This window comes from Planococcus sp. TJ-307 (genome assembly GCF_058268435.1).
Genome location: NZ_JBZDOJ010000004.1, coordinates 339,117 through 365,319 on the forward strand (window position 1 = coordinate 339,117; position 26,203 = coordinate 365,319).

General features: G+C 43.7%; 27 protein-coding genes. 18 read left to right on the top strand and 9 right to left on the bottom strand.

Translation table 11 applies throughout. The features are described 5' to 3' along the window. Positions 1-57 precede the first annotated feature (57 nt). From AC4EHK_RS15595 to AC4EHK_RS15605, 3 genes are read left to right on the top strand one after another with little or no spacing between them, the layout of a single operon-like run. Positions 58-414 carry an ArsR/SmtB family transcription factor gene (locus tag AC4EHK_RS15595; RefSeq protein WP_490979710.1) on the top strand — a complete coding sequence of 119 codons (357 nt, stop codon included), beginning with the start codon at positions 58-60 and terminating at the stop codon, positions 412-414. Beyond that, a complete protein-coding gene (locus AC4EHK_RS15600) occupies positions 407-2,476 on the top strand; it encodes a heavy metal translocating P-type ATPase (RefSeq protein WP_490979711.1) in 2,070 nt (689 codons plus the stop codon). The genes AC4EHK_RS15595 and AC4EHK_RS15600 overlap by 8 nt, the downstream gene beginning before the upstream one ends. A 21-nt stretch (positions 2,477-2,497) precedes the next feature. Beyond that, positions 2,498-3,616 (top strand): GNAT family N-acetyltransferase, encoded by a 1,119-nt coding sequence (locus AC4EHK_RS15605; protein WP_490979712.1) that lies wholly within the window; start codon positions 2,498-2,500, stop codon positions 3,614-3,616. A 142-nt stretch (positions 3,617-3,758) separates the two neighbouring features. On the opposite strand, the gene AC4EHK_RS15610 is transcribed toward AC4EHK_RS15605, so the two are convergent. Then, on the bottom strand, positions 3,759-3,914 hold the full coding sequence (locus tag AC4EHK_RS15610) for a lmo0937 family membrane protein (protein WP_142827293.1): 156 nt from the start codon (positions 3,912-3,914) through the stop codon (positions 3,759-3,761). Between the two features lie 175 nt (positions 3,915-4,089). Here AC4EHK_RS15610 and mntR point away from each other — a divergent pair, with 175 nt between their 5' ends. From mntR to AC4EHK_RS15640, 6 genes are all read left to right on the top strand, one after another. Further along, on the top strand, positions 4,090-4,512 hold the full coding sequence (mntR, locus tag AC4EHK_RS15615; protein WP_490979713.1) for a transcriptional regulator MntR: 423 nt from the start codon (positions 4,090-4,092) through the stop codon (positions 4,510-4,512). Between the two features lie 21 nt (positions 4,513-4,533). Next, positions 4,534-5,394: a CvfB family protein gene (locus AC4EHK_RS15620; protein WP_490979714.1), complete on the top strand. Its 861-nt coding sequence runs from the start codon at positions 4,534-4,536 to the stop codon at positions 5,392-5,394. A gap of 180 nt (positions 5,395-5,574) precedes the next feature. Continuing rightward, a complete protein-coding gene (locus AC4EHK_RS15625; RefSeq protein WP_490979715.1) occupies positions 5,575-6,462 on the top strand; it encodes a DUF1002 domain-containing protein in 888 nt (295 codons plus the stop codon). Positions 6,463-6,591: 129 nt separating this feature from the next. Continuing rightward, entirely contained in the window at positions 6,592-7,560 is a 969-nt protein-coding gene (locus AC4EHK_RS15630; RefSeq protein ID WP_490979716.1) for a ring-cleaving dioxygenase, read from the top strand. An 18-nt stretch (positions 7,561-7,578) separates the two neighbouring features. Continuing rightward, entirely contained in the window at positions 7,579-7,860 is a 282-nt protein-coding gene (locus tag AC4EHK_RS15635) for a GNAT family N-acetyltransferase (RefSeq protein ID WP_490979717.1), read from the top strand. A 413-nt stretch (positions 7,861-8,273) separates the two neighbouring features. Next, positions 8,274-8,840: a DUF4064 domain-containing protein gene (locus AC4EHK_RS15640; protein ID WP_490979718.1), complete on the top strand. Its 567-nt coding sequence runs from the start codon at positions 8,274-8,276 to the stop codon at positions 8,838-8,840. Between the two features lie 86 nt (positions 8,841-8,926). On the opposite strand, the gene AC4EHK_RS15645 is transcribed toward AC4EHK_RS15640, so the two are convergent. Then, positions 8,927-9,418 carry a GNAT family N-acetyltransferase gene (locus AC4EHK_RS15645; protein ID WP_490979719.1) on the bottom strand — a complete coding sequence of 164 codons (492 nt, stop codon included), beginning with the start codon at positions 9,416-9,418 and terminating at the stop codon, positions 8,927-8,929. Between the two features lie 95 nt (positions 9,419-9,513). On the opposite strand from AC4EHK_RS15645, the gene AC4EHK_RS15650 reads away from it, so the two are divergent. Further along, positions 9,514-9,966, top strand: coding sequence for a GNAT family N-acetyltransferase (locus AC4EHK_RS15650; protein ID WP_490979720.1), 453 nt, complete (start codon positions 9,514-9,516; stop codon positions 9,964-9,966). A gap of 88 nt (positions 9,967-10,054) precedes the next feature. Next, positions 10,055-10,447, top strand: a complete 393-nt coding sequence (locus AC4EHK_RS15655; protein ID WP_490979721.1) for a YbyB family protein — start codon at positions 10,055-10,057, stop codon at positions 10,445-10,447. 37 nt (positions 10,448-10,484) lie between these two features. On the opposite strand, the gene AC4EHK_RS15660 is transcribed toward AC4EHK_RS15655, so the two are convergent. After that, complete coding sequence (locus AC4EHK_RS15660) at positions 10,485-11,612, bottom strand: MFS transporter (RefSeq protein ID WP_490979722.1); 1,128 nt, start codon at positions 11,610-11,612, stop codon at positions 10,485-10,487. A gap of 103 nt (positions 11,613-11,715) precedes the next feature. On the opposite strand from AC4EHK_RS15660, the gene AC4EHK_RS15665 reads away from it, so the two are divergent. The 5 genes from AC4EHK_RS15665 (at position 11,716) to AC4EHK_RS15685 (ending at position 16,278) form a co-directional block, all read left to right on the top strand. Further along, entirely contained in the window at positions 11,716-12,612 is an 897-nt protein-coding gene (locus AC4EHK_RS15665) for a diacylglycerol/lipid kinase family protein (RefSeq protein WP_490979723.1), read from the top strand. Between the two features lie 345 nt (positions 12,613-12,957). Next, the gene (locus AC4EHK_RS15670; protein ID WP_490979724.1) at positions 12,958-13,743 is read left to right on the top strand and encodes a helix-turn-helix domain-containing protein; all 786 of its coding nucleotides are present in this window, start codon (positions 12,958-12,960) and stop codon (positions 13,741-13,743) included. A gap of 275 nt (positions 13,744-14,018) precedes the next feature. Continuing rightward, complete coding sequence (gene yidC / locus AC4EHK_RS15675) at positions 14,019-14,798, top strand: membrane protein insertase YidC (RefSeq protein ID WP_490979725.1); 780 nt, start codon at positions 14,019-14,021, stop codon at positions 14,796-14,798. A 58-nt stretch (positions 14,799-14,856) separates the two neighbouring features. Further along, a complete protein-coding gene (locus AC4EHK_RS15680; RefSeq protein WP_490979769.1) occupies positions 14,857-15,096 on the top strand; it encodes a hypothetical protein in 240 nt (79 codons plus the stop codon). A gap of 357 nt (positions 15,097-15,453) precedes the next feature. Beyond that, complete coding sequence (locus AC4EHK_RS15685; protein ID WP_490979726.1) at positions 15,454-16,278, top strand: M15 family metallopeptidase; 825 nt, start codon at positions 15,454-15,456, stop codon at positions 16,276-16,278. Between the two features lie 83 nt (positions 16,279-16,361). Here AC4EHK_RS15685 and cls read toward each other — a convergent pair whose 3' ends face one another. From cls to AC4EHK_RS15710, 5 genes are all read right to left on the bottom strand, one after another. Next, positions 16,362-17,819 (bottom strand): cardiolipin synthase, encoded by a 1,458-nt coding sequence (gene cls, locus AC4EHK_RS15690; RefSeq protein WP_490979727.1) that lies wholly within the window; start codon positions 17,817-17,819, stop codon positions 16,362-16,364. 259 nt (positions 17,820-18,078) lie between these two features. Next, a complete protein-coding gene (locus AC4EHK_RS15695) occupies positions 18,079-18,909 on the bottom strand; it encodes a squalene/phytoene synthase family protein (RefSeq protein WP_490979728.1) in 831 nt (276 codons plus the stop codon). Positions 18,910-19,095: 186 nt separating this feature from the next. After that, the gene (locus AC4EHK_RS15700; protein ID WP_490979729.1) at positions 19,096-19,797 is read right to left on the bottom strand and encodes an HAD-IIB family hydrolase; all 702 of its coding nucleotides are present in this window, start codon (positions 19,795-19,797) and stop codon (positions 19,096-19,098) included. Continuing rightward, on the bottom strand, positions 19,760-21,022 hold the full coding sequence (locus AC4EHK_RS15705) for a glycosyltransferase (protein ID WP_490979730.1): 1,263 nt from the start codon (positions 21,020-21,022) through the stop codon (positions 19,760-19,762). Before AC4EHK_RS15705 ends, AC4EHK_RS15700 begins: the two co-directional genes overlap by 38 nt. Before the next feature lie 173 nt (positions 21,023-21,195). After that, the gene (locus tag AC4EHK_RS15710; RefSeq protein WP_490979731.1) at positions 21,196-22,041 is read right to left on the bottom strand and encodes an MBL fold metallo-hydrolase; all 846 of its coding nucleotides are present in this window, start codon (positions 22,039-22,041) and stop codon (positions 21,196-21,198) included. Positions 22,042-22,206: 165 nt separating this feature from the next. On the opposite strand from AC4EHK_RS15710, the gene AC4EHK_RS15715 reads away from it, so the two are divergent. Beyond that, on the top strand, positions 22,207-23,322 hold the full coding sequence (locus AC4EHK_RS15715) for an NAD(P)/FAD-dependent oxidoreductase (protein ID WP_490979732.1): 1,116 nt from the start codon (positions 22,207-22,209) through the stop codon (positions 23,320-23,322). A 16-nt stretch (positions 23,323-23,338) separates the two neighbouring features. Continuing rightward, complete coding sequence (locus AC4EHK_RS15720) at positions 23,339-24,874, top strand: GNAT family N-acetyltransferase (RefSeq protein WP_490979733.1); 1,536 nt, start codon at positions 23,339-23,341, stop codon at positions 24,872-24,874. A gap of 32 nt (positions 24,875-24,906) precedes the next feature. Here AC4EHK_RS15720 and AC4EHK_RS15725 read toward each other — a convergent pair whose 3' ends face one another. Beyond that, positions 24,907-26,130 carry a helix-turn-helix domain-containing protein gene (locus AC4EHK_RS15725; RefSeq protein WP_490979734.1) on the bottom strand — a complete coding sequence of 408 codons (1,224 nt, stop codon included), beginning with the start codon at positions 26,128-26,130 and terminating at the stop codon, positions 24,907-24,909. Positions 26,131-26,203: the final 73 nt, after the last annotated feature.

Sequence of the window (26,203 nt, forward strand, 5' to 3'; positions counted from 1 at the left end):
TGGGTAGATATACTGAAGAAAACAATCAAACATCTATTTGAATGAAGAGGTGATGGCATGAAAGAAGTATGTGAAGTGACGAAAGTTCATCCGGAAGCGGTCGAACGTGTCCAAAAACAGATGACCGATTTAAGCGATGTTGCAAGTTTATTCAAAGCGCTGGCAGATGAAACGCGATTGAACATTGCGTACGCCTTAACAATAGAAGAAGAAATGTGTGTTTGTGATATTGCTGCAGTTATTGGATCATCTACAGCCACAGCATCGCATCATTTGCGTTACCTCCGCGAGCGGGCTTTGGCGAAATCTGAGCGCAAAGGAAAACAGATTTACTATTCCCTTTCAGATGATCATGTCCGGCAATTGGTGACCATCGCCCATGAACACACGAAAGAAGGTAATGGAAATGGTTAAAACCTACCGCCTTGAAAACTTATCGTGTACCAGCTGCGCGGCCAAGTTTGAAAAAAACATCCGGAATTTGCCAGATATAAAAAACGTCAATTTGAACTTTGGTGCATCCAAACTGACAATCGATGGGAATGCAACGATTGAAGCGCTTGAAAAAGCAGGCGCCTTTGACCATATAAAGGTTTATCCCGAAAAAGAAAAACTGCAGCACGTTCCGTTCTATCAGCGCCGCCAGACGATCGAGACGGCTCTTTCGCTCTTGTTGCTGATTGCAGGAATTCTTGTGTCATTCCAGACTAGTGAAACGCATCCGTGGTCCATCGCACTGTTTGGCGGTTCCATGGCAATCGGCGGATACCACATGTTCTGGACGGGGCTGAAAAACCTCAGCACCTTCCAGTTCGATATGAAAACTTTGATGACGATCGCAATTATCGGTGCCGTCATTATCGGCGAGTGGCGTGAAGGCGCTGTAGTCGTCTTCCTCTTTGCTGTCAGTGAAGCATTGGAATCGTTCTCGATGAACAAAGCCCGCCAGTCGATTCGGAGCCTGATGGATTTGGCTCCGGCACGCGCACTCATTCAACGCAATGGTGAATTGATCGAAATGGATACCGAAGACATTCGTATCGGAGATGTTCTAATCGTTAAACCTGGCCAGAAGATTGCCATGGACGGTACGGTCCTTCGCGGACAATCTGCCGTCAATCAGGCAGCTATTACAGGGGAATCGATTCCTGCAGTCAAAACTGTTGGAGATGAGGTGTTCGCCGGTACGATGAATGAAGAAGGCGCACTTGAAGTCTCTGTCACCAAACGTGTAGAAGATACCACCATCGCGAAGATCATTCATCTTGTGGAAGAAGCGCAAGCTGAAAAAGCGCCCACTCAGAAGTTTATCGATCAGTTTGCCAAATACTACACCCCGGCCATTATCGCCATCGCTTTTTTCGTCGCCGTAATTCCAGGATTTGTGACCGGCGACTGGGAGATTTGGGTGTACCAAGGTTTAGCGGTGCTTGTTGTAGGTTGCCCATGTGCGCTGGTTGTGTCAACACCGGTTGCGATTGTTACAGCCATCGGCAATGCTGCGCGCCAAGGGGTACTCATTAAAGGCGGCGTGCACCTGGAAGAGACCGGACGGATCAATGCCATCGCTTTCGACAAAACGGGAACCTTGACCAAAGGTTATCCGGAAGTGACGGACGTTTCTTCTCAAGACACCATCGCCGATGAAGAACTGTTGAAACTGGCAGCATCCGTCGAAGCCATGTCGCAGCATCCTTTGGCAAAAGCCATTACAAAAGCATCAGCGGGTGTCTATGCTTCAGAAGGGTTTAATTCTGTAACCGGCAAAGGGGCTTATGCAGATGTCAATGGACGGATCGTCTATGTTGGCAGTTTGGACTGGGCAGAAGAAAAAGGTTTACGCATTCCGGAAAAGGCCCGGAAATTGCAAGAAAGTGGAAAGTCCGTTACTGCCGTATTTTCAGAAACGGAGCTGCTTGGAACGATTGCAGTCGCAGACGCCATCCGAAACGAAAGTCCCTCAATTATCAAAAAGTTGCAAGCGATGGGAATTCGTCAGACAATCATGCTGACTGGCGACCATCCGGCAACGGCAAAAGCAATTGCCGCTGAAATCGGTGTAACAGATGTCCGTGCAGGATTAATGCCGGAAGACAAACTATCTGCCATTAAAGAGTTGAAAACGCAGTACGGTCGAGTAGCGATGGTCGGTGATGGCATTAACGATGCACCAGCGCTGGCAGCATCCAGTATCGGCATTGCAATGGGTGGGGCAGGGACAGATGCTGCGCTGGAAACGGCAGATATTGCTTTGATGGCAGACGATTTAGAGAAACTTCCCTATACAATTCGACTTAGCCGAAAGACATTGCGTATAATAAAAGAAAATATCGTCTTTGCATTAGGGCTCAAGATCCTTGCATTGCTGTTGATTATTCCGGGCTGGCTAACACTGTGGATTGCGATCTTCGCAGACATGGGTGCCACACTCTTGGTAATCTTGAATGCATTGCGTCTTGTGAAAGTTCAGAAGTGAGGTACGTTTGGGGGTTTTGTGTTGAAGTTAACAGAATGGACGATGGAAGAGCAAGAGCAGCTGATTCATTTTATGACGACAAATTCATGGCCTTTTCATGGACATGAGCATCCAGTCCGGGCTTTGATTGAAAAAACGATTGAAGAAGGCGGCTATAAGTCAGATCAAGTGACAACGTTTTGGATTGAAAATGAAGAAAATCAGCAGATTGGCTTAGTAAAAATATTCGATTTGCAGGATGACATTCCGCTATTTGATTTACGGATTGCCGATCCTTACCGCCGCAAAGGCTACGGCCCAAAAGCATTAAAATTGGTCGCTGACTTTGTCTTTTCATTGCCGGAGAAGAAAATTCGATTGGAAGGCAATACACGACATGATAATTTTGCGATGCGTAAAGCTTTTGAACGAACTGGTTTCGTGAAAGAAGCACATCTTCGACAAGCCTGGTTTTCGCCAAGAGAGAACCGCTACTACGATGCGGTAACGTATGGCATGACACGGGAAGATTGGCAAGCGGGCATCACAACGCCGGTGCTGTGGGACGACGCCATCATCGAATCCAAAGAACCGCTGTTCAATCCGGTATTGCTCGATTTTCCAGATGAATTCGAATCGGAGCGGCTATTGATCCGTGCACCGAGACGTGAAGATGCGCAAGCGAGCTACGAAGCGGTTATGCATTCGCTGGAAGCATTTCGTCCGTGGCTGCCATTTGCCCAGCAAAAACCGGATCTGTCTGAAACGGAAGCGACTTTGATTGAAGCTGCGGCCGACTTTAAGCTGCGCAAAGACTTGCGACTGCATTTTTTCCTGAAGGAAAACGGGCAGTTTATCGGATCTACAGGACTTCACCGCATTGACTGGGAAGTCCGTAAATTTGAGATTGGCTATTGGGTCGACAGCCGATTTGAAGGCCAAGGGTTTGTCACAGAGGCAGTAGAACGCATTACGCGCTTTGCGTTTGAAGAACTCGGCGCTAACCGTGTTGAAATTCGCTGCGATCCGGACAATGTCCGCAGCCGCGCAGTTGCCAACCGCCTGCATTTTGAACTGGAAGGGGTTCTGCGCAACGATAAAGTCTCCCGAGTCGGCAACAAACTTCGGGATACCTGTGTGTATGCGAAAATTAGGGAATAATAAACGTTTCAAAAACAGGAGAAAACCAATCGGTATTGGTTTTCTCCTGTTTTGATTAGAGCTATTAGGCAAATAAAAAAGTTGCCCCAAGCCGTTTACTTCAGCTTTTGAGACAACTTTTTATGTTTAATCGTTGCTAAGGCTATACGCCTTTACGTCCAGTAACCAAGTTGATAACTAAAACGATTGCTGCAATGATTAAAAGAATGTGTATTAGTCCGCCTGCTACGTCCAATAAGAATCCGACTAGCCATACTACGATAATAACCGCTAAAATAATCCAAAGAATGCGTCCCATGTTTTTCACCTAACCTTTCGTTGATAAGTAATTTGTGTATAGTAGAATATACCCTAAAGACAATTGTGTTAAACCTTTCTGAAAAAACGGACTGTTGTCAGGGCACTCAAGTCCAGTTGTTTCAATGATGGCGGTATAGTAAACTGAACATAGCTACGTGAGGGAGGAAAGAATTTTGCCTACTCCAAGTATGGAAGACCATATTGAAATCATTTACTCATTAATTGAGCAAAAAGGCTATGCGCGCGTATCAGATATCGCGGAGGCCTTATCGGTGTTGCCTTCTTCTGTCACCAAGATGGTGCAGAAGCTGGATAAAGATGGCTACTTGATCTACGAACGCTATAGAGGCCTTGTACTGACGCCAAAAGGCCAAAAATTGGGCAAGAGGCTGTTGCAGCGGCATGGCCTGCTTGAGCAGTTTCTTCGTGTTATTGGTGTGGAAGAAGAACGCATCTATGGAGACGTGGAAGGAATCGAACACCACTTGAGCTGGAATTCAATCGATCGGATTGCCGATCTGGTCCAATTATTGGAAGAAAGCCCGGATTTCAGGGACAAACTTGAACAGTTGAAACAAGAAGGAAAAGACAGTTAACAAAAATAGGAGGATCATAATATGGCTTTACATCCAGGATTAAAAGCAATGCTACAAGTAAAAGACCGTTCCACATCGCAATGGATCTTATCAGATGGTTCAGGCGACGAGGTAATGATGAACGCGTCCGAAATAGAAGAGGGACAGGAAATCGGAGAAGAGATTGAAGTTTTCCTTTACCGCAACCGCCAAGGAGGCGTTTCGGCGACACCGATGATTCCTCACATTCTGCCAAGTGAGTATGGCTGGGCAAAAGTGTTGAAAGTGTCTCAACGAGAAGGCGCCGTAGTGGATATTGGCACAACGCGGGAAGTATACTTACTGCCTGCAGATCTTCCGCAAATCCTGGAATTATGGCCGCAGCAAGGCGACCATATTTTCATGACGCTCCGTACAGATCGCCATGGCGACCTATACGGACGCCTTGCAACTGAAGAAAAAGTTTTGGAATTGATGCAGCCGGCACCAGAAACGGCCTTTAACCAAAACTTGCAGGCACGCGCGTATCGCTTGTTGCCGGTTGGTACCTTTATGTTGTCTGTTCCGGAAATGTACCGAATTTTTGTCCACGAAACCGAGCGGGAAGAAGAACCGCGTCTTGGGGAAGAAAAAACAGTCCGCATTATCGATGTTAAAGACGATGGCACGTTAAATGGTTCTTTGCTTCCAAGAAAACAGGAGCGTTTGTCAGATGACGCGGATGAAATCATGCGTTATCTCGAAGAATCAGGCGGCAAAATGCCATTTACCGATAAATCTTCACCGGATGAAATCCTTGAAATTTTTGGCATGAGCAAAGCGGCATTCAAACGTGCACTCGGCAAACTATATAAAAACCGACAGATCATTCAAGAAGAAGGCTGGACCAAGTCGACCAAGTAACGGAACCTTTTCAAATTAATTTCGTATTTATAGAAGTTGAACTATTAATCTATTACACGGTGACTTTGCAAAACTGCTTCGCTTTTAGGTGATGTGATATGGATCATGGCTCTAGGAGCGGGGAAATCGTACTAATTCTTAAGTTCAACTGGTAGTAATTTGGGGAAGGGGCAAATAAAAATGAAAAAACTACTCACTGTTATAGCCATACTGTTTGCGTTTTCTGTTACGTTGCCGTCATACAGCTCAGCAAATGTCGGCATCAATGAAAAATTTGGACTGCCAATCGTTGTATACGGAGGCGATTTATCAGCCGATGAAAAAACATCTGTTGCCGATAGCTTGGATGTTGCAGGAGAAGCCGACGTGGAAGAAATTGAAGTAACCGGCGAAGATTTGGTTAATTACATTGAAGACGGCGATTCTCGTGCCAATATGTATTCATCCGCAAAAATCACCCGTAAAGATGAAGGCGCAGGCCTGGTCATTGAAATTGTGACGCCAGATAATATCACTCAAGTTACATCTGAAATGTATGCGAATGCGATGCTGACTGCGGGTATAGAAAATGCCACTGTTGAAGTGGCAGCACCCAAAGCAGTTACTGGCCATTCAGCACTTGTGGGAATATACAAAGCTTACGAAGTGAACGGGGAAGAACTGGACCCGGAACGGACAGATGTCGCGAATGATGAATTAACTGTCGCAACCGAACTTGCAGACGGCGGCGTTGAAGATGCCAAAGTCAGCGAACTGTTGACAGAAATCAAAAAGCAAATTGCTGAACAAAATCCAGCTACGCGTGAAGAAGTAGAACAAATTGTCGAAGATCAGTTGAACAATCTGCAAATCGAATTAAGCCCAGAAGACCGTCAGTTGTTGGTGGACTTAATGGACCGCATTCGTCAACTTGACATTGATTTCTCGCAATGGTCAACGCAATTGGAAGATTTGAGCCAAACCATCGAAGACCAAATCGGAACAATTGTGAACGATGAAGGATTTTGGGAAAGTGTAAAAAGTTTCTTCCGAAATATAGCCGATACAGTACGCGGTTGGTTGAATTAAGTGGAACGAGCAAACCTTGAAAACAAGGCTTGCTCGTTTTTTAATGGAGTTTAATGGCTTGCGAACAGTAAAAGACAGTGATAATATGAAATTAATATCTCGAATTCAAGATAAATGGGAGGAATTTAAATGAAATTAGAAGGAATTCATCACGTTTCTGCTTTAACAGCCAATGCCGATGCCAATCATGATTTTTTTACACGCATATTGGGCATGCGCTTAGTGAAGAAAAGTGTCAATCAGGACAATCCATCTTCATACCACTTATTTTATGCTGATGCTGTGGGAACTCCAGGCACTGATATGACGTATTTTGATATTCCGATGGCCGGACGTACACATCCAGGGGTTTCGAGTATCAGCAACACAGCATTCCGTGTAAAGAGTGAAAGTGCACTGGATTACTGGATCAATCGCTTTGACGAATTGCAGGTTCCTCATGGCCATATTGAAAAGCGCTTTAACCGTTCAACCTTAACGTTCCAGGATTTCGAAGGTTCGAGATTAATGCTGGTTGTTGACGATGGCAGCGGAATTGAATATGGAATACCTTGGGAAAGAGCTGGAATTCCGGAAGAATTTGCGATTGTCGGATTGGGGCATGTTCGTTTAACGGTCCGGAAAAGTGAGAAAACAGCATCCGTGTTGACAGACATTATGGGGTTTGAACTAGTGGGGGACTACCCGTCTACTGTAGAAGGACAAAAAGATATTTTGGTCTTTTCGACAGGAAAAGGAGGGCCTGCTGGCGAAATACACTTAGAAGAACGTTCAGACCTTCCGCCGGAGCGTCCAGGAAGAGGGAGTGTCCACCACGTTGCATTCCGAGTAAAAACGTACGAAGATTACAGCAAGTGGAATGACTATTTGCGATCGAATGGTTTTGTAACTTCAGGTGAAGTAGACCGCTATTACTTTAAGGCAATCTATTTCCGTGAGCCCAATGGCATTCTTTTTGAACTATCGACAGATGAACCGGGATTTGCGACAGATGAGTCAATGGATGCTTTAGGAGAAGAGTTGGCACTGCCACCATTCTTAGAGCCGAAACGTGCAGAGATCGAAGCATCTCTTCGGCCATTAAGCATCAATCAGTGAATAGGAGGAGAAGAGGAAATGGATTTTAAATTAATCGAATTGGGCAGCGAAGAGTTTGCTTATCGTTTAGAAGAAGAAGGAAAGACACAGGCGGAAATAACATGGACAGAATTGGCAAACGTGATGGTCATCGAGCACACATTCGTCGACGAATCGCTGCGCAACCAAGGATTGGCTAAAAAACTGTTAGACCGGGCAGCAGACTATGCACGCGAACACGATTATAAAATGGAACCCGTTTGCTCGTACGCTGTAACGGCTTTTGACCGTTACAAAGAATACGATGACGTCAAAATATAAAAAAGATCCTGATGCCATAAAACTGCCATCAGCTGTTTGCGAGAACGGAATAAAGAACACACAAAAAGCAATCCGCTGTCAGTCGAGTGGATTGCTTTTTCTAATTAAAAAACATTATGTAGTTATTCATTCGGTACCTCCGCTTTAGATGCTAGTGATAAAGAAAACGATTGCCGTTAAAACTGAAGCTCCTCCGATGCCGTACAAGAAATCTGCTTGGTTAAAAATGATGTTTTTTTCCATTATTTAGAACCCCTTTCAAATGTTTGATATTAATAATCTACCCGCACCTCAATTTTTTAAACAGGTTTTATTAATTTTATTACGGGAACATTGTAATATAAGAAACCAAATCCCCATTGATACGTATACTAATGCAGGGATTCAAAGTAAAAAAAGAAGAGGTGGATTAAATGGAGCAAAACACAGTCAACAGAGCGGGAGAGAAAGTGCTCGGTATTATCGGAATTATTTTAAACATTTTAGTTATTGCATTGATTGGCTTTGCAATGGCGAGTTATGCCAGTGTCGAGGGAACACCCGAATTTCAACAGTTTATAGAAGACGAGATCATGTCGGATCCGGCGTTCTCAAATCCGGAAGAAGCCCAAATGGTTGTTGATATGATCTCCTCAAGCTTTGGTGTAGTGGGATGGACGTTAATTGCACTGTTAGTATTGAGTACAATCTTTGCAATTCTTGCTTTGGTCAATCTTCGGAAAAATGGAAAAGCGTCTACTGCAGGTATATTCTTTATTCTTGCTGGGGTTTTTGATGGATTGTTGTCGTTAACATCTATTATTTTCTACATTGCTGCAATTATGTGTTTCGTTCGCAAACCACGTGTACAAACCAATCAAAATTCGCGCGATGATGATTTCAAATACCAGGAAGATCAGCTTCGCCGAAAAGAAGAGTCGGTACGCCGAGATGATACACCAACCCGCAATGATGACGATACACCTTACCGCCCACTGTAAGACAGGCAACAAGGTGAAAATAGAAAGAGACGGTTAGGCATGCGTGCCTAACCGTCTCTTTTACTGTTTCTGCAAAAAAAAACCACCTATAAGGCAGCTTCTTTCAAATGATAAACATATTTAGCCGTTTGCAAAGGATGCCCTTCGAATAACTCTTCGAACTCCTCTAAAAATTTAAAGCCGTTTGCTTCATAAAAGTTTCGGCCTTTTGTATTTTCGCTTTCCACATAAACGAATAGCTGGTTGCCGTTAAGCAAATAACTCAAGCCGCTGTTAAGCAATTGTTTGCCGTAACCCGAGCGCTGAAATTCCGGCTTCATGTAAATGGCAATTAACTCTGCATCGCCATCTTCATCCACTTTCGTGAAATTAGCAAAGCCGACGGGCTGGCCTTCGTGTTCTGCTAACAAGATAATGGTTCTTTTTAAACGCATCTCCATCATTGGAGTAGAATAAGACTTATCCAGAAAACTTTGTTGGACGGTAGAGGGAATGATGCCAGCATATGTATCATTCCAGCTAATTTTGGCAATTTCCTGAACAGATGTGATATCTGCGGATGTACCGGTTCGAATCATGCAATCACCTCTGAAATTCTTTCTGCAATCATATCAAAAAAAGAGCCCAATAGCCACCAATGTGGAATAATAGAAGCAAAAGGAGGATGGATGATATGAACTGGAAGACCTATCAATTTGACGAACTAACAGCGAGAAAGCTATATGAGGTATTAAAGTTGCGTGTGGATGTGTTTGTGGTGGAACAAAATTGTCCTTACCCGGAACTTGATGATTTAGATCAGCAGTCTATTCATTTGCTTTACAGTGAAAATAATGAAGTTTTGGCCTACGCACGATTGGTGCCGGCAGACGTCAAATATGACCTGCCATCTATTGGAAGAGTCATCGTCCGTAAAGATGCCCGAGGGCGTGGACTGGCGAAAGAACTGATTGAGAGAAGCGTTGATTACATTTTGACAGAATGGAAAGCACCTGCCATTCAATTACAGGGGCAGGTTTATCTCCAGGAGTTTTATCAATCATTTGGGTTTGAACCTGTGTCAGATAGCTACGATGAAGATGGAATTCCACACGTTGACATGAAACTTACATGCATCAAAATGTAATACTTTTGACATGTAAAAGAAGGTTAACTTCATGAGAATAAGGGTAAATATTAAATATCAAACAAAATTATAAAGAGGAGTGCTGCAAATGGCAAGAGGAAGAGGTCTTTTATTAGCTGGGTTAGCTGCTGGAGCATATGCATATTTTAAGAACCCTGAAAACCGTGAAAAAGCCACAAAGGCTTTCAATGATACGAAAGTGAAGGTGAATTCTTATATGGAATCGCAAAACCTTGATAAAGATGGCAATCCAATTTCAAAAACTGCTGAAGAGCCAAGCACCACTGAAAAACGTGAAAACAAAATGGTCGCAGAAGGTGGAGCATCAGCAAGTGTTCAGTACTATAATGAGCAACAGCAACATAAGCAAGATAAAGAAAAAAGCGATGTGAAGCTGTCATCAAACGATAACAGCAGCGAAAAAACTGAAAACACCACTTCAGCCGCTTCAGAAAACAAAATAGGTACAGATAACTTATAAGAGAAGGATGGTCCCGGACCATCCTTTTTATTGACTATTATCTTTTGGAGGTTATCGCATTTGCCGTAGCGATAAGAAGCAATAGCGAACCACTAGCGATAAAACCTTGGTTCGGGTTTAATGCAAGGGCTCCTGTAATGCTTGAGCCGGCCACGACACCAATTGAAAAAAAAGCGTAGAAATAACCGTATGCCCGGCCGCGGGATGCAGTGTTTGTCGAATCGATCAAGATGGAATTGATTGAAGGGAACAATAATGCAAAGCCAAGTCCATAAGTGCACATGGTGGCATAGAGCGACGGTTCAACCGATGCAGCACTCAGGAAAAATAGAGAAGCACCCATTATTGCAAACCCGGCAATTAACGTATAAATCGGTTTGGCGGCATCGAAAATCCGATTGACTGGAAGCAGAAACACCAGAATGGCTGAAATTCCGAAAGTGCTCAGCAGCAATCCGCTGAGCTGCGAATTTAGCCCAAGCGACTCGACTTTAAGCGGCAACATATAAGCAAGGACGCCCTGTGAAAACATAAGAAAAAAAGCACCAGTAAAAGATCGAATCAATCCGATATTTCTTACACTGCCTGCAAAGGAACCATGATTTTTAGTAACTGGCTCTTTCTTTATAGTGGTTTGCCGCAATGTGAAAAATGCAGCAACTCCCAGTAACAAGATTAGCGTGCCTGTCAGCAGCATGGTTTGGGGAACATCGTTGCGGCTCGCATAAATGGCTCCATAAGCAGGGCCGAGTATGGCTGCTAAACCGACAAAAGCCCCTGATACAGCTGCACCTTTTCCGCGTTTCGCGGACTCGGTGCGATTGGCCAGGTACGTAAAAGCTGCAGGCACTGTAAGGCCGGCAGCAAGGCCGTGAAGAAATCTGACAGCCAGCAAACTGTATGGACCATCTATGGCTGAATAAGTAAACAAGGCTATGCTAGTCGATAGCAAACCAATAACTAAAACTGCAAAAGGCCCTTTTCGATCGGAAAAAACACCGGAGATAACGTTCCCAAACGTATTGGATAAAGAATACATGCCAACGGCTAATCCGGCAATAAAAGGACCAGCCCCTAAAGACATTGCATAAGTGCTCATGATGGGAAGTTGGGCAAATAGGTCAAAAAAGGCAAAAAAGATAATAACATAAATGAAAAGGCGCAAGACAGCTCCTACTTTCTTGGACAAATCGCAGTTAGTCGTTTTGTTCACCCTGATAAGGGGATAAAGATAATTATAGCTGTATTATACCATCGGAGGTCTGATGATGAAAAAAGCAATGTTTATACTAAACCCATCTTCTGGAAAAGAGCGTGCTGCGGAATACCGTGAAGACGTAGAAGAAATGCTTGCCTCAATGGGGTATGAAGTAGATACAAGAGAAACGCAAAAGGCAAAGGATGCCACCCATTTTGCAGCTGAAGCCTGCGAAAAAGAATATGATTTTGTTGTCGCTATGGGTGGCGATGGGACGATAAACGAAGCAGTATCCGGTTTAGCGGAACAGCCGCATCAACCTTTGTTTTCATTGATCCCACTGGGCACTGTCAATGATTTTGCGCGTGCTTTAGGGATCTCGCTGGATCCCCCAGAGGCTATCGAAGCCCTTAAAACCGGTTATGAAAAGCGGGTGGACATCGCCAAAGTCGGAGACCATTTCTTTATGAATATATTGGCAATTGGAGATATTGCAGAATCCACTTACGACGTTGATCCTGACTTAAAAACCAAATTGGGTGCTTTAGCCTATTTTGTTGAAGGGATAAAGGCCATTACAGCAGATACAGAAACTTACTTTGAAATCGAGCATGACCATGGTGTATGGTCAGGAGAAGCGAAGCTTGTATTGGTCGCGTTGACAAACTCAGTAGGCGGTTTTGAGAAGTTGGCACCGGAAGCATTGACTGATGATGGTCTTTTGCATTTGTATATTGTAAAAAATGCAGCTTTGCCAGGATTTATCCGCATTGCCACTTCCGTTATAAGAGGGAAGCTGGAAGAAGATCCTTCTGTAGAGGCCGTCCATACAACAAAAGTATCGATTAAAACCAATGAACCCTTGTCTTGTAATATAGATGGAGACGAAGGCGCCACCACTCCATTTGTCATCGAAGTATTGCCGAGGCATATTCGGGCACTTATCCCACCTGATAAAGACGAATGAAAGCAAAATGCTTTACCGAATAGTTTTCTGGGGATAAACTTAATGATTCAATGGACGCTAAACAGGAATTTAGGGCAATCAGTCTTTTTCTGACGTTTGCTTTATATTCCTGTTAAACTTTTGCTTAGATAAAGTGAAATGAAACCTTTTTAAAAAGAATACGTTATATATAGTATAAATTTTGTATTAAAACATTACTGATGGCATAAGAGGGGGTTTTGATTAATAGAACAAATTACATAAAAAAATTACAAAATTAGCAGCATAACTCTATTCTTTTTGGCTATTTCAGTATATAGTTGAGGTATTGCTGCAAAAACTTGTAAAAAGAAAGACGGGGAAACGATGAATATTATCACAGCACCATCTATTCAAGAAACGGTTTCGAAAATTTTTATGACTGAAACAGAAAATTTAAACCAAATTGAAGGGTTGGATAAATTTTTTGAAATCGAAACACAGTTAATGTACGAGATTCATCATTTGGAAAAAGAACGGGCTAAAGAAACATTGCGAGAATTAATCGACATGCTTTCGCTTCGTTCGGAAAAAGACATTATCCGCTCTATCCGCAACTATTACATCATTTTATCTTCTGTCATGGCACGCAAACTTTATGAAATGCGTGTACCTCCTAAAAAAGCATTCGCTTTCAACTCGGCTTGTGTGGAATTAGTAGATAAGCACATGAATGATTCAGAATTTATGTTTGTAGCTGATGAACTGATTGAGTTCTTTGTATCGATTATCTCTGAACGCAAACAGCCTTCTTTTGGTCATCAGACAGTAAATAAAGTCGTGATCTACATCAACGATGAAGTAGAGCGTGATTTATCAGTTGAAGAAATCGCCAAGCACTTCAGTATTTCGACAAGCCATTTGTCCCGTATTTTTAGAGAACATGCTGGCATTACGCTTGTTGAATATTTAAACGTTCGCCGTGTTGAAGAATCTCAATACTACCTTCGCCACTCGGATAAAGGCATTTCCGATATTTCCAAGCAATTTCATTTCTGTAACCAAAGCTACTTTACGCGGATTTTCAAAAAATATACTGCCGTCACACCAAAGCAATTCCGTGACAGCCAACACATTCCATATTTCCGCTACACATTGCCTAATGCCAAGTAAGGAGAAGAAATTCTCCTTTTTTTCTTGCTCATTTTTCATTTAAGTCAAGTTGGGTTTGTCTGATTCAATAAGTAGTCTTTCAACTGTTGGAATTGCTGTCTGCAAGCGCTGCGAATGCATAGTTGAGCAGTAAATCAGCGATCCATCTTGCGGTATGGAAAGCCGTAATGTTGTCACAAAAATTAAAAAAACCAAGAGTGTTCTATCCATGGATTGAATTTTGTCGCGCTTATCGTTATACTTCTTAGTAGTTGAAAAAGGTGAAGGTGACTAAATTGAAAAAGAAAATTACATTATTAATGATGATGGCTGCTGCTGCTGTTATTTTGAGTGGGTGTTCGGCTGTTGAAAACAAAGAAGGAATCTTTTACACGATTTTTGTAAAACCGTTTGATATCTCTTTGGATTATTTAGGTGGATTGTTTGGCGGTAGTTACGGTATGGCTATTGTTGTCATTACAATCATTATCCGTTTGGTCTTAATGCCTTTCATGCTGCGCACATATAAGCGTCAGCAAGGAATGAAAGTCAAGATGGATAAAATGCGTCCCGAAATGGAAGATATCCAAAAGCGCTTGAAAGAAACAAAGGACAAAGAAGAGCAGATGAAACTGCAACAGGAAATGATGGGTCTTTATAAGAAACACGAAGTAAATCCGCTTAATATGGGATGTTTACCAGTCATTATCCAAATGCCAATCATCATGGGTCTTTATTTCGCAATTTTGTACTCGCCAGATGTTCGTTCTCACGAGTTCCTATGGTTTAATCTTGGATCACCCGATGTCATCATGACGTTGATTGCTGGAGCTGTGTATTTCTTCCAAGCGAAAGTCTCGTTGTGGACTATGCCTGAACAGCAGCAAAAGCAGATGAAATTGTTTGTATACATTTCACCAATTATGATTATGTTCATTTCGTTTACATCGATGGCGGCTTTACCAGTTTACTGGGCAGTCGGAGGGATCTTGTTGATCATCCAGACCTTCATTGGCCGTAAATTCTATTCGAATCATCCGGAAATAGCGCTTGAAGCAGTAGAAGATAAAAAATAATAATTGAAAAGCCGGCAAATATTGCCGGCTTTCTTTTTTGGGGGATACTTACGTGAATATGAAAATTTTGCAAGGAATCGGCATTGCTCTTTTGAGTGTCACCGCATTAACTTTTCTGATATTCGGCTATCTGGAAGTGGCTGTCTTGTTCATGACCTTGTTATTTGTTCTGACAAACAGCTTCCGGTATCGTCATATGAAAGCCCAAGGCATGCACCGGGAAGCCAAGTGGATGCTTGGCATGAGCGCTATTTTCGGTATCTTGTTCTTTGTCGTGTTAGGAACTATTTTAGTATAAAATTGAAAAACAGCGCAAACTCAATTATTGAGCTTGCGCTGTCTCTGTATATTCGTGCTTTTGTTTCATTCGTTCTTCGAGTAGTGTATCCAACTGGTTCATCAGTGTCTGGATATCACGTTTAGTTATGCGATCCACTGTTCCCACTCCTTGTGTGTTTCTACTCATTTATTCGAAAAAACCATAAGTCTTATGGGGGTCGTTTTTTACTTGGATGATCGAATTTGGAAGTAGGAAAACCGGTGTGGCATTTAGTAAAGTTGCAGATTAAAAACCGAGGGAATACCACCCGTCGAAGAAGAAATTCAGTAATAAAAATGGTAGAATAATAACAAGTTGACAGAAGGAAGGCTTAACATGAAGTTTATGGAAAAGGCAAAACAAAAAGAAAAAAAGTTTTATATAAAATGGGCGGTGATTAGTGTGTCAGCAATTATGGCTGCATTAGCAGCAGTGTGGCTTTACATACATGACTGGGACGTTGAGCAGAGCATGAGAGCATTGACAGAGACTGCGGCAATTGAAGAGAAGGCAACAGAAGCGCCAACAGAGGAAGTCGCAGTGCCAACTGAACCTGAAGAGCCGGCAACATCGGAGGAAGAACCTGCAGCAGAAGCGGCGCCTGATGCCACTGTTTATCCGGAAGACAGTGCATTGCCCACAGAACCAACCTTGATTGATGGCGTCCTGCTTGCGAACAAGCAGCATCCGCTGCCCGAAACTTATGCGCCTGGGGAAGTGCTGGAAGCACGGACAGCTTTTGAAGCGATGAAAGCTGCAGCGGCCGAAGATGGCTTAAATCTTTCGGCATTTAGTACCTACCGTGACTTTGCGCGGCAAAAACAGTTGTATGAAGGCTATGTAGCAAAGGATGGCCAACAAGCTGCAGACCGGTACAGCGCACGTCCTGGTTATTCAGAACACCAAACAGGTCTGGCATTTGATATTGGAGAAGCTGGGCAGGAACAACATTGGGCATCCGCATCTTTTGGGGACACGGATGGTGGCAAATGGCTGGCAGCCAATGCCCATGAGTACGGCTTTATACTGCGCTACCCAGAAGGCAGCGAGCAGATCACAGGGTATATGCACGAATCCTGGCATTTCCGATATGTTGGGACAGATGTGGCTGCGGAAATTTATCAAAAAGGCATCACACTGGAAGAATATTTAGGGATTTAACAAGCAAAAACGTCTCCGAGAAATAAGGAGACGTTTTTTTGTGAGGAAAAATGCTGCTGGTAGCTAAAGACAAGCGATGTTTTTCATAAGATCGGCGCTAAAAGACGCGCAATCGATTCTTTGGTTTTGATCATTCGGGTACGGTGCAAATACATCTCGTACGTTAATTCGGTCGACAGCTTCATGTCTCGATGAAACAGTTCTGCCAGGTCACTGGATACTTTTTCGTCATAAATGAAGGCATTGACTTCAAAATTCAGTTTAAAGCTTCTGACATCGATGTTGGCAGTTCCGACAGTAGAGGCTTTATTGTCTGTCACAATCATTTTCGTATGAAGAAAGCCATTGTCGTAAATAAATACCCTGGCTCCGGCTCTTAACATTTGTCCAGCGTATGAATAAGTAGCCCAATAGACGAAAGGATGATCGGGTTTATTTGGAATCATGATGCGTACATCGATTCCTGATAAAGCAGCGATGCGGATCGCATCGTAAAAACTAGCATCTGGAATAAAATAAGGAGTTTGAATATAAATATACTCCCTAGCCAGATTGATTAGCTTTAGGTAGCCATCTTTAATCTGTTCCCATTCCTCATCAGGGCCACTGGAAACGATTTGCATGGAAGTGTTTCCTCTTGCTGGCTTGACCGGAAAGAAAAATTCATCATACTCAATATCGTGATGTGCAGAAGCCTGGTTCCAATCTCGAATAAAGCGTGTCTGCAGTGGATGCAAGGCACTGCCTTCAAGACGTAGGTGAGTATCTCGCCAATAACCAAACTTTCGGCTTAAACCAATGTACTCGTCCCCCACGTTAAATCCGCCGATATAGCCGACTTGACCGTCAATTACAACAATCTTCCGGTGATTTCGGTAGTTTAGACGGGGGTTGATGATTGGCAAAATGGAAGGAAAGAAAGTTTCCACTTCGCCTCCCGCTGCCGTCAGTTTCTTGAAATGTCGTTTGCTCAAGCTGCGCGAACCCATATCATCGTACAGCAAGCGCACTTTCACGCCCTCTCTTGCTTTTTCAGTTAAAGCATCCACAATACGAGTGCCCAGTTCATCCAATCGGAAAATATAGTACTGGATATGGATGTGGTTTGTAGCCTTTGCGATATCGCGCAGCAGCGAATCGAATTTAACACGTCCATCATTAAAAATTTGGATGCTGTTATCCTGTGTCAGCAAAGCACCATTATTTCGCAGATGCAGATAAATCAAATCTTTGTAATTTTTCGTATTGGCATTTTTAAAATGAAAACTGTTATCGTGCAGTTCATTCATTTGGTGAGCAATAAGGCTTTCGATGCCAATCCGTTTCCCGCTGCCTTCCCATTTGAAAAGCGTTTTTTGGCGCAGCTTTCTGCCTAAAAACAGGTAAATAAAGAATCCTAATATGGGAACAAAAAATAGAACCAGCAGCCAAGCCCACGTTGAAGATGCATCCCGTCTTTCGAGAAAGACGAGCGCTGCTGCCAGAATAATATTGAAAATAAAAATAGCCGCAGTGAAAATACTGATAAGGGTCACGGTCATGGGAATTCTCCTAACTGATAGTTGTTGTATAAGCTGAGCTAAAGAAATCTACTTTTCTTCATCACTGCAATTGCTCAGGGCCAACCTCCACCATTTAAACTTTCGCATCGGATTTTTATATAGCAGGCTGCGGAATCTCAAGAGATGGCATTACTAGTTCAACTTTTATCTCATTATAAAAAAACTTCCTATATTATACAAATAATGCGGAGGAATTCAAAAAAATCCGGCCTCTTCAGAAAGCTAAGGCCGGAATGTATCAACTTAAATGCTCTTCTTGTTTTAGTTGCTCAACGATGCCTTCGACTTCCTGGCGGCTCATTTTTTCTTTTCCTGACTTTAATGCTTTTAAAGTGCTGTGCGCCAAAGCTAATGGAACTTTACAGAACATCAAAATTCGTTTGTTTTTGATTGGCTTCACATACAAATCAGCTTTCGCCAAATTATTTTTCGCGTAATTGAACATATCTTCACGTGTCCATCCTTCTGGGACGAATGTAACTCCGCGCTCAAAATCTTCGTCATAATTCCGCAGCATATTGACTGCTTGCAGTCCGCGGCCAAAAGCAATGGCGTGATCGGGATCTGTCTCAGTACCATCATACCAGTACCAAATGTCTGACAGCATAGTGCCAACAAGGCCCGCCACGTAATAAGTATATTCATCCAAGTCTTCTTTTGTTTTAATGACCCAATCTTTTTCTACCCATTTGGACATGCCGCCGGCCATAATGGCAGTGGACTCCATGACTTTTCCTTTAATGTCTTCAGGGCATACGCTGATCCAGTCAGCCAGGCGCATGGTGACAGGAGGCAGAAATTGTTCATAAGGAGTGACAAGTTCTAAATAGCGCGCCTCATCAAAGTCAGTAGCCAACATCTGCTGAATGCTGCTCAGCAAGTTGATTTTCACTTGGTCATCCAGCTCTGGATGATCTTCAATTTCATCAATTGCTCGCATACAAAGGTAGGCAGAGCCGACAGTTTTCTTTAAAGTGGGTTCCAAAAAGCTGATTGGGATGAAAAAGGTCCGGCTTGTTTCTTTTAGCATAACCAAGGACTCTTTTTGTAAATTCGAAACTTTGCTCATCTCAATTTCCTCCTGTTGTGGATTGACGTTAACTAACTTTATGTATACAAATCTTCTGATTATAAAATGGCTTCTTACTAAATATAAACCATATAGGCAAAAAAACAAACGATTACCTGCAGGCTTCTCCAATGGCGAATAAAATAACCCCCTTGAACAAATTGGTATGCTCAAAGGGGAGAGTGGTTAGTCCGTATAAAAATATTTCCATGCCTCATGGATGCCGCCAGCATATTTTTGCTTGGCTCGGTAAATAGATGGATGTTCTGCTTGTTCAAGCAGTTCAGGCTGTGCATTTCCAACGATGACTGAAGGAAAGCCCATGGTGAGCATCTCTATATCGTTGCCGGAATCACCAGCTACCAGCAACTTTGCTTCAGCCAGATTGTATTTATCGAGAATGTACCGCAAAGCTTGTCCTTTGCCGCTGGCTGGTGGCAAAATATCAACATCCCGGCCGCCGCTGTAAATTAATTTATGTGGAATATTACTTTTACTCAACTCCACAGCGAATTCTTCCACAACAGCAGTATCGGAAGCGAAATAGGAACAGCGATTGGTAATAGGGAGATTCTGAGACGAGAGCCCTGAAACTCGGCTGGCAACTGAATTTATTTGTTGGGGGTTCCAGCACTGTTCGAGGCGTCTGGTCCATTCCAAATCCTGATGCAGCTGCTTACCTGTATATATCCTGGTTCCTACATCCGTAATAAGGACTTGGGGAACCGGCAAATTTTCTTCATTAATGAGGGATAAGGCGGACTCATAGTGGCGGCCCGTAATGTAAATTAGGGAAACTTGATAAGGTTGGCTGTCGTAAAACGCCAATAGCTCTTTTAAACTGTTGGCATTACCGACCAGTGTTCCGTCCAAGTCTGTTGCTAACAAATGCGTTGCTCCGTGCACCGATGATCACCTCATACAATGAATTTATGCGAGTGGAAATGGAATCCCAATCAAAGTCTTTGCGGGCGATTTGCACCGCTTGACGGCTCAACCGTTCTGTTAACAGCGTATTTGCTGATAAAACTTCCATCGCGATTGCTAAGTCGATTTCGTTTTTCGTTTCAACGAGCAAGCCTGTGATGCCGTCTTGAACAACGTTTTTCAATCCGCCGACATCCGATGCAATGATTGGACTGCCGCAAGCTTGAGCTTCTGCAGCCACCATTCCAAAAGACTCGTAGAAACTGGGCACAATTGTTGCTGTAGCTGAATTGAATAAGAGAGCAAGTTCGGCTTGAGACTGGGGCCCAAGAAACTCAATGCGGTCCTCGATGCCTCTGACTGCTTCACGCAGCTTTTCATCTCTTGGCAGTTTGGTTTCCAAATCGATGGAATCCGCATCTCCGCCTGCTATTACTAGGTGTGGAGTGTTGGAAGGACCTGTTTTTTCTGCCAGTAACTGAAAAGCTTTTAGTAAGGTGAAAATACCTTTAGTTACTTCTAATCTTCCAGCAAAAACAAAGAGAGGATTGCTGTAGCCGAATTTTTTCCGTAAATGCGTTCGGTTGCCACGCACTTTGAATGCCTGGTCTACTCCGATGGGGATAACTTTGATGGGAGAAGGAGAATCAACAAAAGTTTTAATCAATTGTTTTTCATTATTGGTGGTAGCCAATACCTGGTCTGCGTCTTTTAAAATTGCTTTTTCTGCGTTTATTCTGCGTTGGTCATGAACGCCGGTTGCTTTTTCTTTTGCCCATCCAAGTGAATGTGCAGTGTGTACATATGGGAGACCAAAGTCTTTTTTCAGTTTCTTGCCGATCAAGCCCGAAAGCCAATAATGTGTATGGACAATATCATAAGATTCAAGATTCATTGTACTTTTCATTTCCTCGTAGAAAGCTGGAAGCATTGAGTACATTTCATCTTTTGAGACAAATCCTCTATGTCCTGCTTCGAGTCGGATGACGCGGCATGCAGTTCCGAAGGTTTCTATTTGAGGGGCAGAAGAATCGCACCAATGTGTAGCGACATCAACTTGCCATCCTTTATCTTCTAATGCAAGTGCTAGTTGTTTAACGTAGTTATTTTGGCCACCCGCCTGTTTGCCACCGAGTTTAGCTAAAGGATCTCCATGATCCGAAATAAATAATGCTTTCTTACTCATCAAAGCTCAACTCCTTATTTGACTTACTTGCGTTTCTGTTATAGCAGAGACTGCTTTATTTGTTTACCCGTATATCCAAAAGGCTAAACATTTAATTGTGAAATTTTTTTGAATTATTTAAAGTCAGCAAAAAACAGCGGTTTGGTCCCCGCTGTTCTTGCCGCTTGATTCGTCTATTTTGTATGGACGTATTTTCCGTAAGCGGGTACAGCAGTTTTTTGAAAGTTCTTGGCGAGATCGACCAGGCCTTTAGCAAGAACGGCACCCGTCATTGGTTTGCCATGTCCGGTCGCGGCGATAGAAGGCTGCAAATCGGCCAATTTGCAGACAGATTCCCAGGCAGCACGCCAATTGGTTGTTAAATAGACAGGGGGGCCGTGAATTTCTTTTTTCTGGCGCAGCACTTTGTATAGTGAATCCTGTTTTACCGTTACAAAAGCATCTCCAGCAATCAGTATACGTCCTTGCTCACGGAACAGTGAAACATGGCCTTCTGAGTGGCCTGGGGTGTGAACCCATTGCCAGCCGGGCATAGCTGGCACAGTGCCGTCTGACGGGAGCTCGTGAATGTGAGCGGTGATATCGATTGCTTCGGTAGGGAAAATTTTTGATATTTTCGCTACCATCCCGCCTTCAACGGAAGTATCTGGCGCTGGATAATCGGTTATGCCTTTCAAATAGGAGAACTCCAGCGGATGTGCATACACCGGAACTTTGTATTGCTCCAGAATATCAATCAATCCGCCGACATGGTCAAAATGGCCATGCGTCAAAATGATCGCTTTGAGTTGATGGTCAGGCCCGAAACGATTTTCAGCCGCCTTCAGTATTTTTGATGCGGAATGTGGCATGCCAGCATCGACCAATACCCATTCGTTGCTGATATTAGGGTTCCCGATGAAGAAAACATTTGCCACCTGCACCGTATGGCAATATACGTCAGGAGCCATCTCGGTTCCAGACCCGCTTCGAATAGATGTCATCGGTAAAATGTTTTCGGTTGCTGTACTTCTTTCCATAAAACTGATTCCTCCTCTAGTAAACTTCCGGTAACTTCCTATTATAGCTTTACCCCAAAATTCAATTTTGAATCCGTTGGCTGTAAAATTTATGGAATGAGTTTGAGTCTCGTTGCTGACTGGACTAGAATAGAGGCACGAGACTTTGTGAAAATAGGTGTAGAGATGAAATCATTGATAATTATCGGTTCAGGAATTTTAGGAGCTTCTGCAGCGTATCATGCGGCAAAAGCAGGAGCCTTAGTAGTATTGGTGGATCGCGGAGACAAAGGGCAGGCCACTGGAGCAGCAGCTGGCATTGTATGTCCATGGATTTCACAGCGAAGAAATAAAGCCTGGTACGGCCTGGCTAAAAATGGCGCCAAATACTACCCAGAATTGATTCGGGAACTGGAGGATTTGGGTGAAACCAATACGGGCTATAAACAAGTCGGCATTGTCAGTATCCACGAAGACAGCAAGCTCGATAAAATGGAGCAGAAGGCATATGAGCGGCGGATAGATGCACCCGAAATGGGGGACATCAAACGATTATCGCCAGATGAAACAAGGGCGCTTTTCCCGTTTGCAACAGAAGAATATGGTTCATTATGGGTCAGCGGGGCAGCTCGTGTTGATGGGCGGGCCATTCGCGATGCGCTAATTTCCGCAGCGGTAAAGCTTGGGGCGAAACGCTTAACGGGTGATGCCAAATTGCTGATTGAGAATTCGCAAGTCGTTGGCGTAGATATAAATGGGGAGCACCTATTGGCAGATCGAGTCGTCTCGACAGGAGGCGCCTGGGCAGCTGATTTATTCAAGCCTTTGGGGCTTGACGTGGATATCGTACCACAAAAAGCTCAAATTCTTCATTTGCAGACGGAAAGCGAAGCAACTGGCAACTGGCCAGTGGCAATGGTGCCTTATGGCCAATACATCGTGCCTTTTGATGATGGCAAAATTGTCGCTGGAGCGACGCACGAAAACGGGGTTGGCTTTGATAACAAGCTGACAGCGGGTGGCGTGCATCATATTTTGAATAAAACCCTGGAAGCAGCGCCTGGGCTCAGCCAGGCAGAGATCGCAGGTGCGGCAACAGGTTTTCGGCCGGCAACCACAAGTGCTCTGCCATTTATTGGGCAGGTTCCTGGACATGCGAACTTTTTTGCAGCAAACGGGTTGGGGGCTTCAGGGCTGACAGCCGGCCCCTATTTGGGTGGCCAATTGGCGAAATTGGTTCTCGGGGAACCTGTGGAGATTGATTTAAGTCTTTATCAAGTAGAGGATGCATTCAGGAAGTAAAGGGAGGCGGCCGGCTGTGTATTGGTGCAAGATTGCCCGGACAAAAAAGGAGTTTGCTGAAATTGCCCGCTTGAACTATGAAACATTTGTCGAAGAAATTCCTCAACATCAGGCAGATGCCAGCGGCAGGCGGACAGATCCTTTTCATGAGCAAAACACCTACTTGATTGTGCTGTCGGATCAGGACGTAGTAGGGATGATTGCCTTGCGATCGGAACGGCCATTTTCTCTGGATTTGAAAATTGGAAAAGTGGAAGATTTTTTGCCGGATGCCGGCAAGGTCTGTGAAATCCGTTTATTGGCTATCCGTAAAGCACATCGCAACGGCCGTGTCTTTTTTCTGCTGGCGCGGGCGCTATCTGATTATTGCCTGGAGCAAGGCTTTGAATCGGCCATTATTTCTGGAACTACTCAGCAACTGAAATTATATGGCCAACTCGGATTTCGGCCATTTGCCGATTCGGTGGGCGCAGGCGAGGCAGTATTCGTTCCGATGGTCACAACACGGCGTCAGTATAACGATTCTGTGGCAGCGAGACTGCAGACAAAACGCCGATTGTTCCTGCCTGGGCCAGTCATATTGACGGAGTCCCTTGCAGCGCCCTTCCAACAGCCACCCATTTCCCATCGGTCTGCAGCTTTTCATGGTGTGCGGCAGGAGGTGGACCGCATGCTCGGTGAGATGGCGGGATCGACTCCTTATTTACTAGCGGGAAGTGGAACCTTGGCCAATGAAGCGATGCTTGCGCAAATCAAGCGACTGGACGCCAAAGGCCTGATTTTGGTAAATGGGGAGTTTGGCAGAAGATTGGTCAATCAAGCAGAACGTATGGGTTTGGACTATACAGTGGAAAGCGCGTCATGGGGCGAGGCTTTTGATAGTAAAAAAATTGACCAAACGCTGCAAACAGGAAACTATGCTTGGGTGCTTATGGTCCACGGTGAAACGTCGACCGGACAACTAAACAATTTTCACCTATTAGCTGATGTTTGTTTGCAGCTGGAGATCAAGTTATGCCTGGACTGCATTAGCAGCTTTGGTGCATTGCCATTTTCCTTGAAAGATGTTTGGATGGCAACGGCTGCAAGCGGCAAGGCCGTCGGAACAATGAGTGGAATCGCTGTTGTCTTTGCGCATCATGAAATTACATCAGATAATAAATTGCCAAGTTATTTAGATTTGGGGCTTTATGCCGCCGCAAATATTCCTTTTACGTTTCCATCAAGCTTGCTGGAGAGCCTAAAGCAAGCTTTAAACGCTTATCCGGAGCGTTATGAAATTTTGGAAAAGCGTTTCAAGCGATTGCAGGAAGATACGAAAGATTGGCCATCCCTGTCGACTGGCTACCCAACATCCCGGACTTTTAAGACGACTGAAGAAAATCGCTTTCTGTTTCAGGACGCTCATTTATCAGGTTTTGAACTTCATGCTGCGAGCAGTTATTTAAAAGACCGCAGTCTTTTTCAAATTTCTTGCATTCAACCAGAATTTGACCGAGACTGGCAGCAGTTTCGAGAGTTTTATAAAAATTATCAGCGTTATCATGCATAGCAAAACCCGCCATAAAAATATGGCGGGTTTTGCTATGCAGTCACTTGTTCGTAAACATTTAAGATGAATGTTTTGTACGGCAAATCAGGCATGGGCTCAATCAAATTTTTAGCGATCGTAGCATGTTTTACTGCAAGTTCGTTGTTGCCAAGCTTCATGTAAATTAATGCCATATAGGCATCTTTTTCGTAATGCATGGATAAATCATAAGGGTGATGAAGAAATTCCCAAAGTGTGTGTGTTTTCAGCCAGTCCAAAGCTTCTTCCAACTGTCCTAAGCCATACAAGGCTTTGCCTTTTTCCAGTGCGAATAAAAAGATTTTGTCCTCCTGGTGCTTCTCCAAATTCTTCTCAATCAGTGCGTTAGCTGCCTTATAGTCGTGTGCAAAAGAGTTTAAGTAATGAATTTCGATGGCATCTGCCACCGCTTTAATTTCTTCATCGTCTGTAAAATCAGCGAATAGGCGAAGCTTGGAAATATAGTGGTCTTTGTTGGCGGTGTCGTTATTTAAAACTGCTTGAAAGCCGGCGAGTCGATAAAGCGCGTCAATACGGTAAAACAGTTGCTTTTTTTTAGAGTAATCAATCGCGTCTTTCATCAAGCGCTTAGAGCTATCCGTATCTCCAACTGCCGAATAGAGGATAGACTCATAATAATCAAAATCCAGTTTTTTCAGTGGATCTAAAATGCCGGTGCGCTCTTCAAAAATCCGCCTGGATGTTTGGATCATATCCAAAGCCTCGCTGTAGCGGTGCTCCGTGAAAGCCATCATTGCCCTAAAGATATGGAGATCTGCACTTTGATTAATCATGTGCAGAGTTTCATAGATTTCCTCGGCTTTTGCTAAATGCTCTTTCCAGCCATCCTGCTTAGTATGGTAACTGCAACGGCTGTAGATTTCGAGGAGCCGAGCGGATTCGTAGCGAAAGGGCAGTTTATCGATGTGAGGCTTGATTTCACGGACAATTTCTTTGTATTTCACAATCAGCTCATCACTGATCATTTCCTGCGTATAAAGCTGTTCGATCTTTTCCAATAAGTTTCGCAGTTCATTGGTCGAGATATCTTCAAGCAGTTCATTGCGATCCACACCCAACCGTTCTGCTATATAAGCGAGACTTTCCATTGAAGGATTCGCCTTATTGTTTTCAATCAAACTCAGCATACCTTTAGTCAGTTGATTGCCCGCTAAAGACTGCAGCGTCAATCCCTTTTGTTTGCGTAAATCTTTGATGCGTTCGCCTAAAGTAGCCATGTGATCACCTTTCCTTTCAGTAGTTTAATTATATTAAACTTTTACTTGCAACGCCAATTTTTCTGTGTTATAT

Coding starts and splice junctions, on each gene's coding strand:
- AC4EHK_RS15595 (WP_490979710.1), top strand. CDS start 58: ATGAAAGAAGTATGTGAAGTGACGAAAGTTCATCCGGAAGCGGTCGAA.
- AC4EHK_RS15600 (WP_490979711.1), top strand. CDS start 407: ATGGTTAAAACCTACCGCCTTGAAAACTTATCGTGTACCAGCTGCGCG.
- AC4EHK_RS15610 (WP_142827293.1), bottom strand. CDS start 3,914: ATGGGACGCATTCTTTGGATTATTTTAGCGGTTATTATCGTAGTATGG.
- AC4EHK_RS15620 (WP_490979714.1), top strand. CDS start 4,534: ATGGCTTTACATCCAGGATTAAAAGCAATGCTACAAGTAAAAGACCGT.
- AC4EHK_RS15625 (WP_490979715.1), top strand. CDS start 5,575: ATGAAAAAACTACTCACTGTTATAGCCATACTGTTTGCGTTTTCTGTT.
- AC4EHK_RS15630 (WP_490979716.1), top strand. CDS start 6,592: ATGAAATTAGAAGGAATTCATCACGTTTCTGCTTTAACAGCCAATGCC.
- AC4EHK_RS15635 (WP_490979717.1), top strand. CDS start 7,579: ATGGATTTTAAATTAATCGAATTGGGCAGCGAAGAGTTTGCTTATCGT.
- AC4EHK_RS15640 (WP_490979718.1), top strand. CDS start 8,274: ATGGAGCAAAACACAGTCAACAGAGCGGGAGAGAAAGTGCTCGGTATT.
- AC4EHK_RS15645 (WP_490979719.1), bottom strand. CDS start 9,418: ATGATTCGAACCGGTACATCCGCAGATATCACATCTGTTCAGGAAATT.
- AC4EHK_RS15650 (WP_490979720.1), top strand. CDS start 9,514: ATGAACTGGAAGACCTATCAATTTGACGAACTAACAGCGAGAAAGCTA.
- AC4EHK_RS15655 (WP_490979721.1), top strand. CDS start 10,055: ATGGCAAGAGGAAGAGGTCTTTTATTAGCTGGGTTAGCTGCTGGAGCA.
- AC4EHK_RS15665 (WP_490979723.1), top strand. CDS start 11,716: ATGAAAAAAGCAATGTTTATACTAAACCCATCTTCTGGAAAAGAGCGT.
- AC4EHK_RS15670 (WP_490979724.1), top strand. CDS start 12,958: ATGAATATTATCACAGCACCATCTATTCAAGAAACGGTTTCGAAAATT.
- AC4EHK_RS15680 (WP_490979769.1), top strand. CDS start 14,857: ATGAAAATTTTGCAAGGAATCGGCATTGCTCTTTTGAGTGTCACCGCA.
- AC4EHK_RS15685 (WP_490979726.1), top strand. CDS start 15,454: ATGAAGTTTATGGAAAAGGCAAAACAAAAAGAAAAAAAGTTTTATATA.
- cls (WP_490979727.1), bottom strand. CDS start 17,819: ATGACCGTGACCCTTATCAGTATTTTCACTGCGGCTATTTTTATTTTC.
- AC4EHK_RS15695 (WP_490979728.1), bottom strand. CDS start 18,909: ATGAGCAAAGTTTCGAATTTACAAAAAGAGTCCTTGGTTATGCTAAAA.
- AC4EHK_RS15705 (WP_490979730.1), bottom strand. CDS start 21,022: ATGAGTAAGAAAGCATTATTTATTTCGGATCATGGAGATCCTTTAGCT.
- AC4EHK_RS15710 (WP_490979731.1), bottom strand. CDS start 22,041: ATGGAAAGAAGTACAGCAACCGAAAACATTTTACCGATGACATCTATT.
- AC4EHK_RS15715 (WP_490979732.1), top strand. CDS start 22,207: ATGAAATCATTGATAATTATCGGTTCAGGAATTTTAGGAGCTTCTGCA.
- AC4EHK_RS15725 (WP_490979734.1), bottom strand. CDS start 26,130: ATGGCTACTTTAGGCGAACGCATCAAAGATTTACGCAAACAAAAGGGA.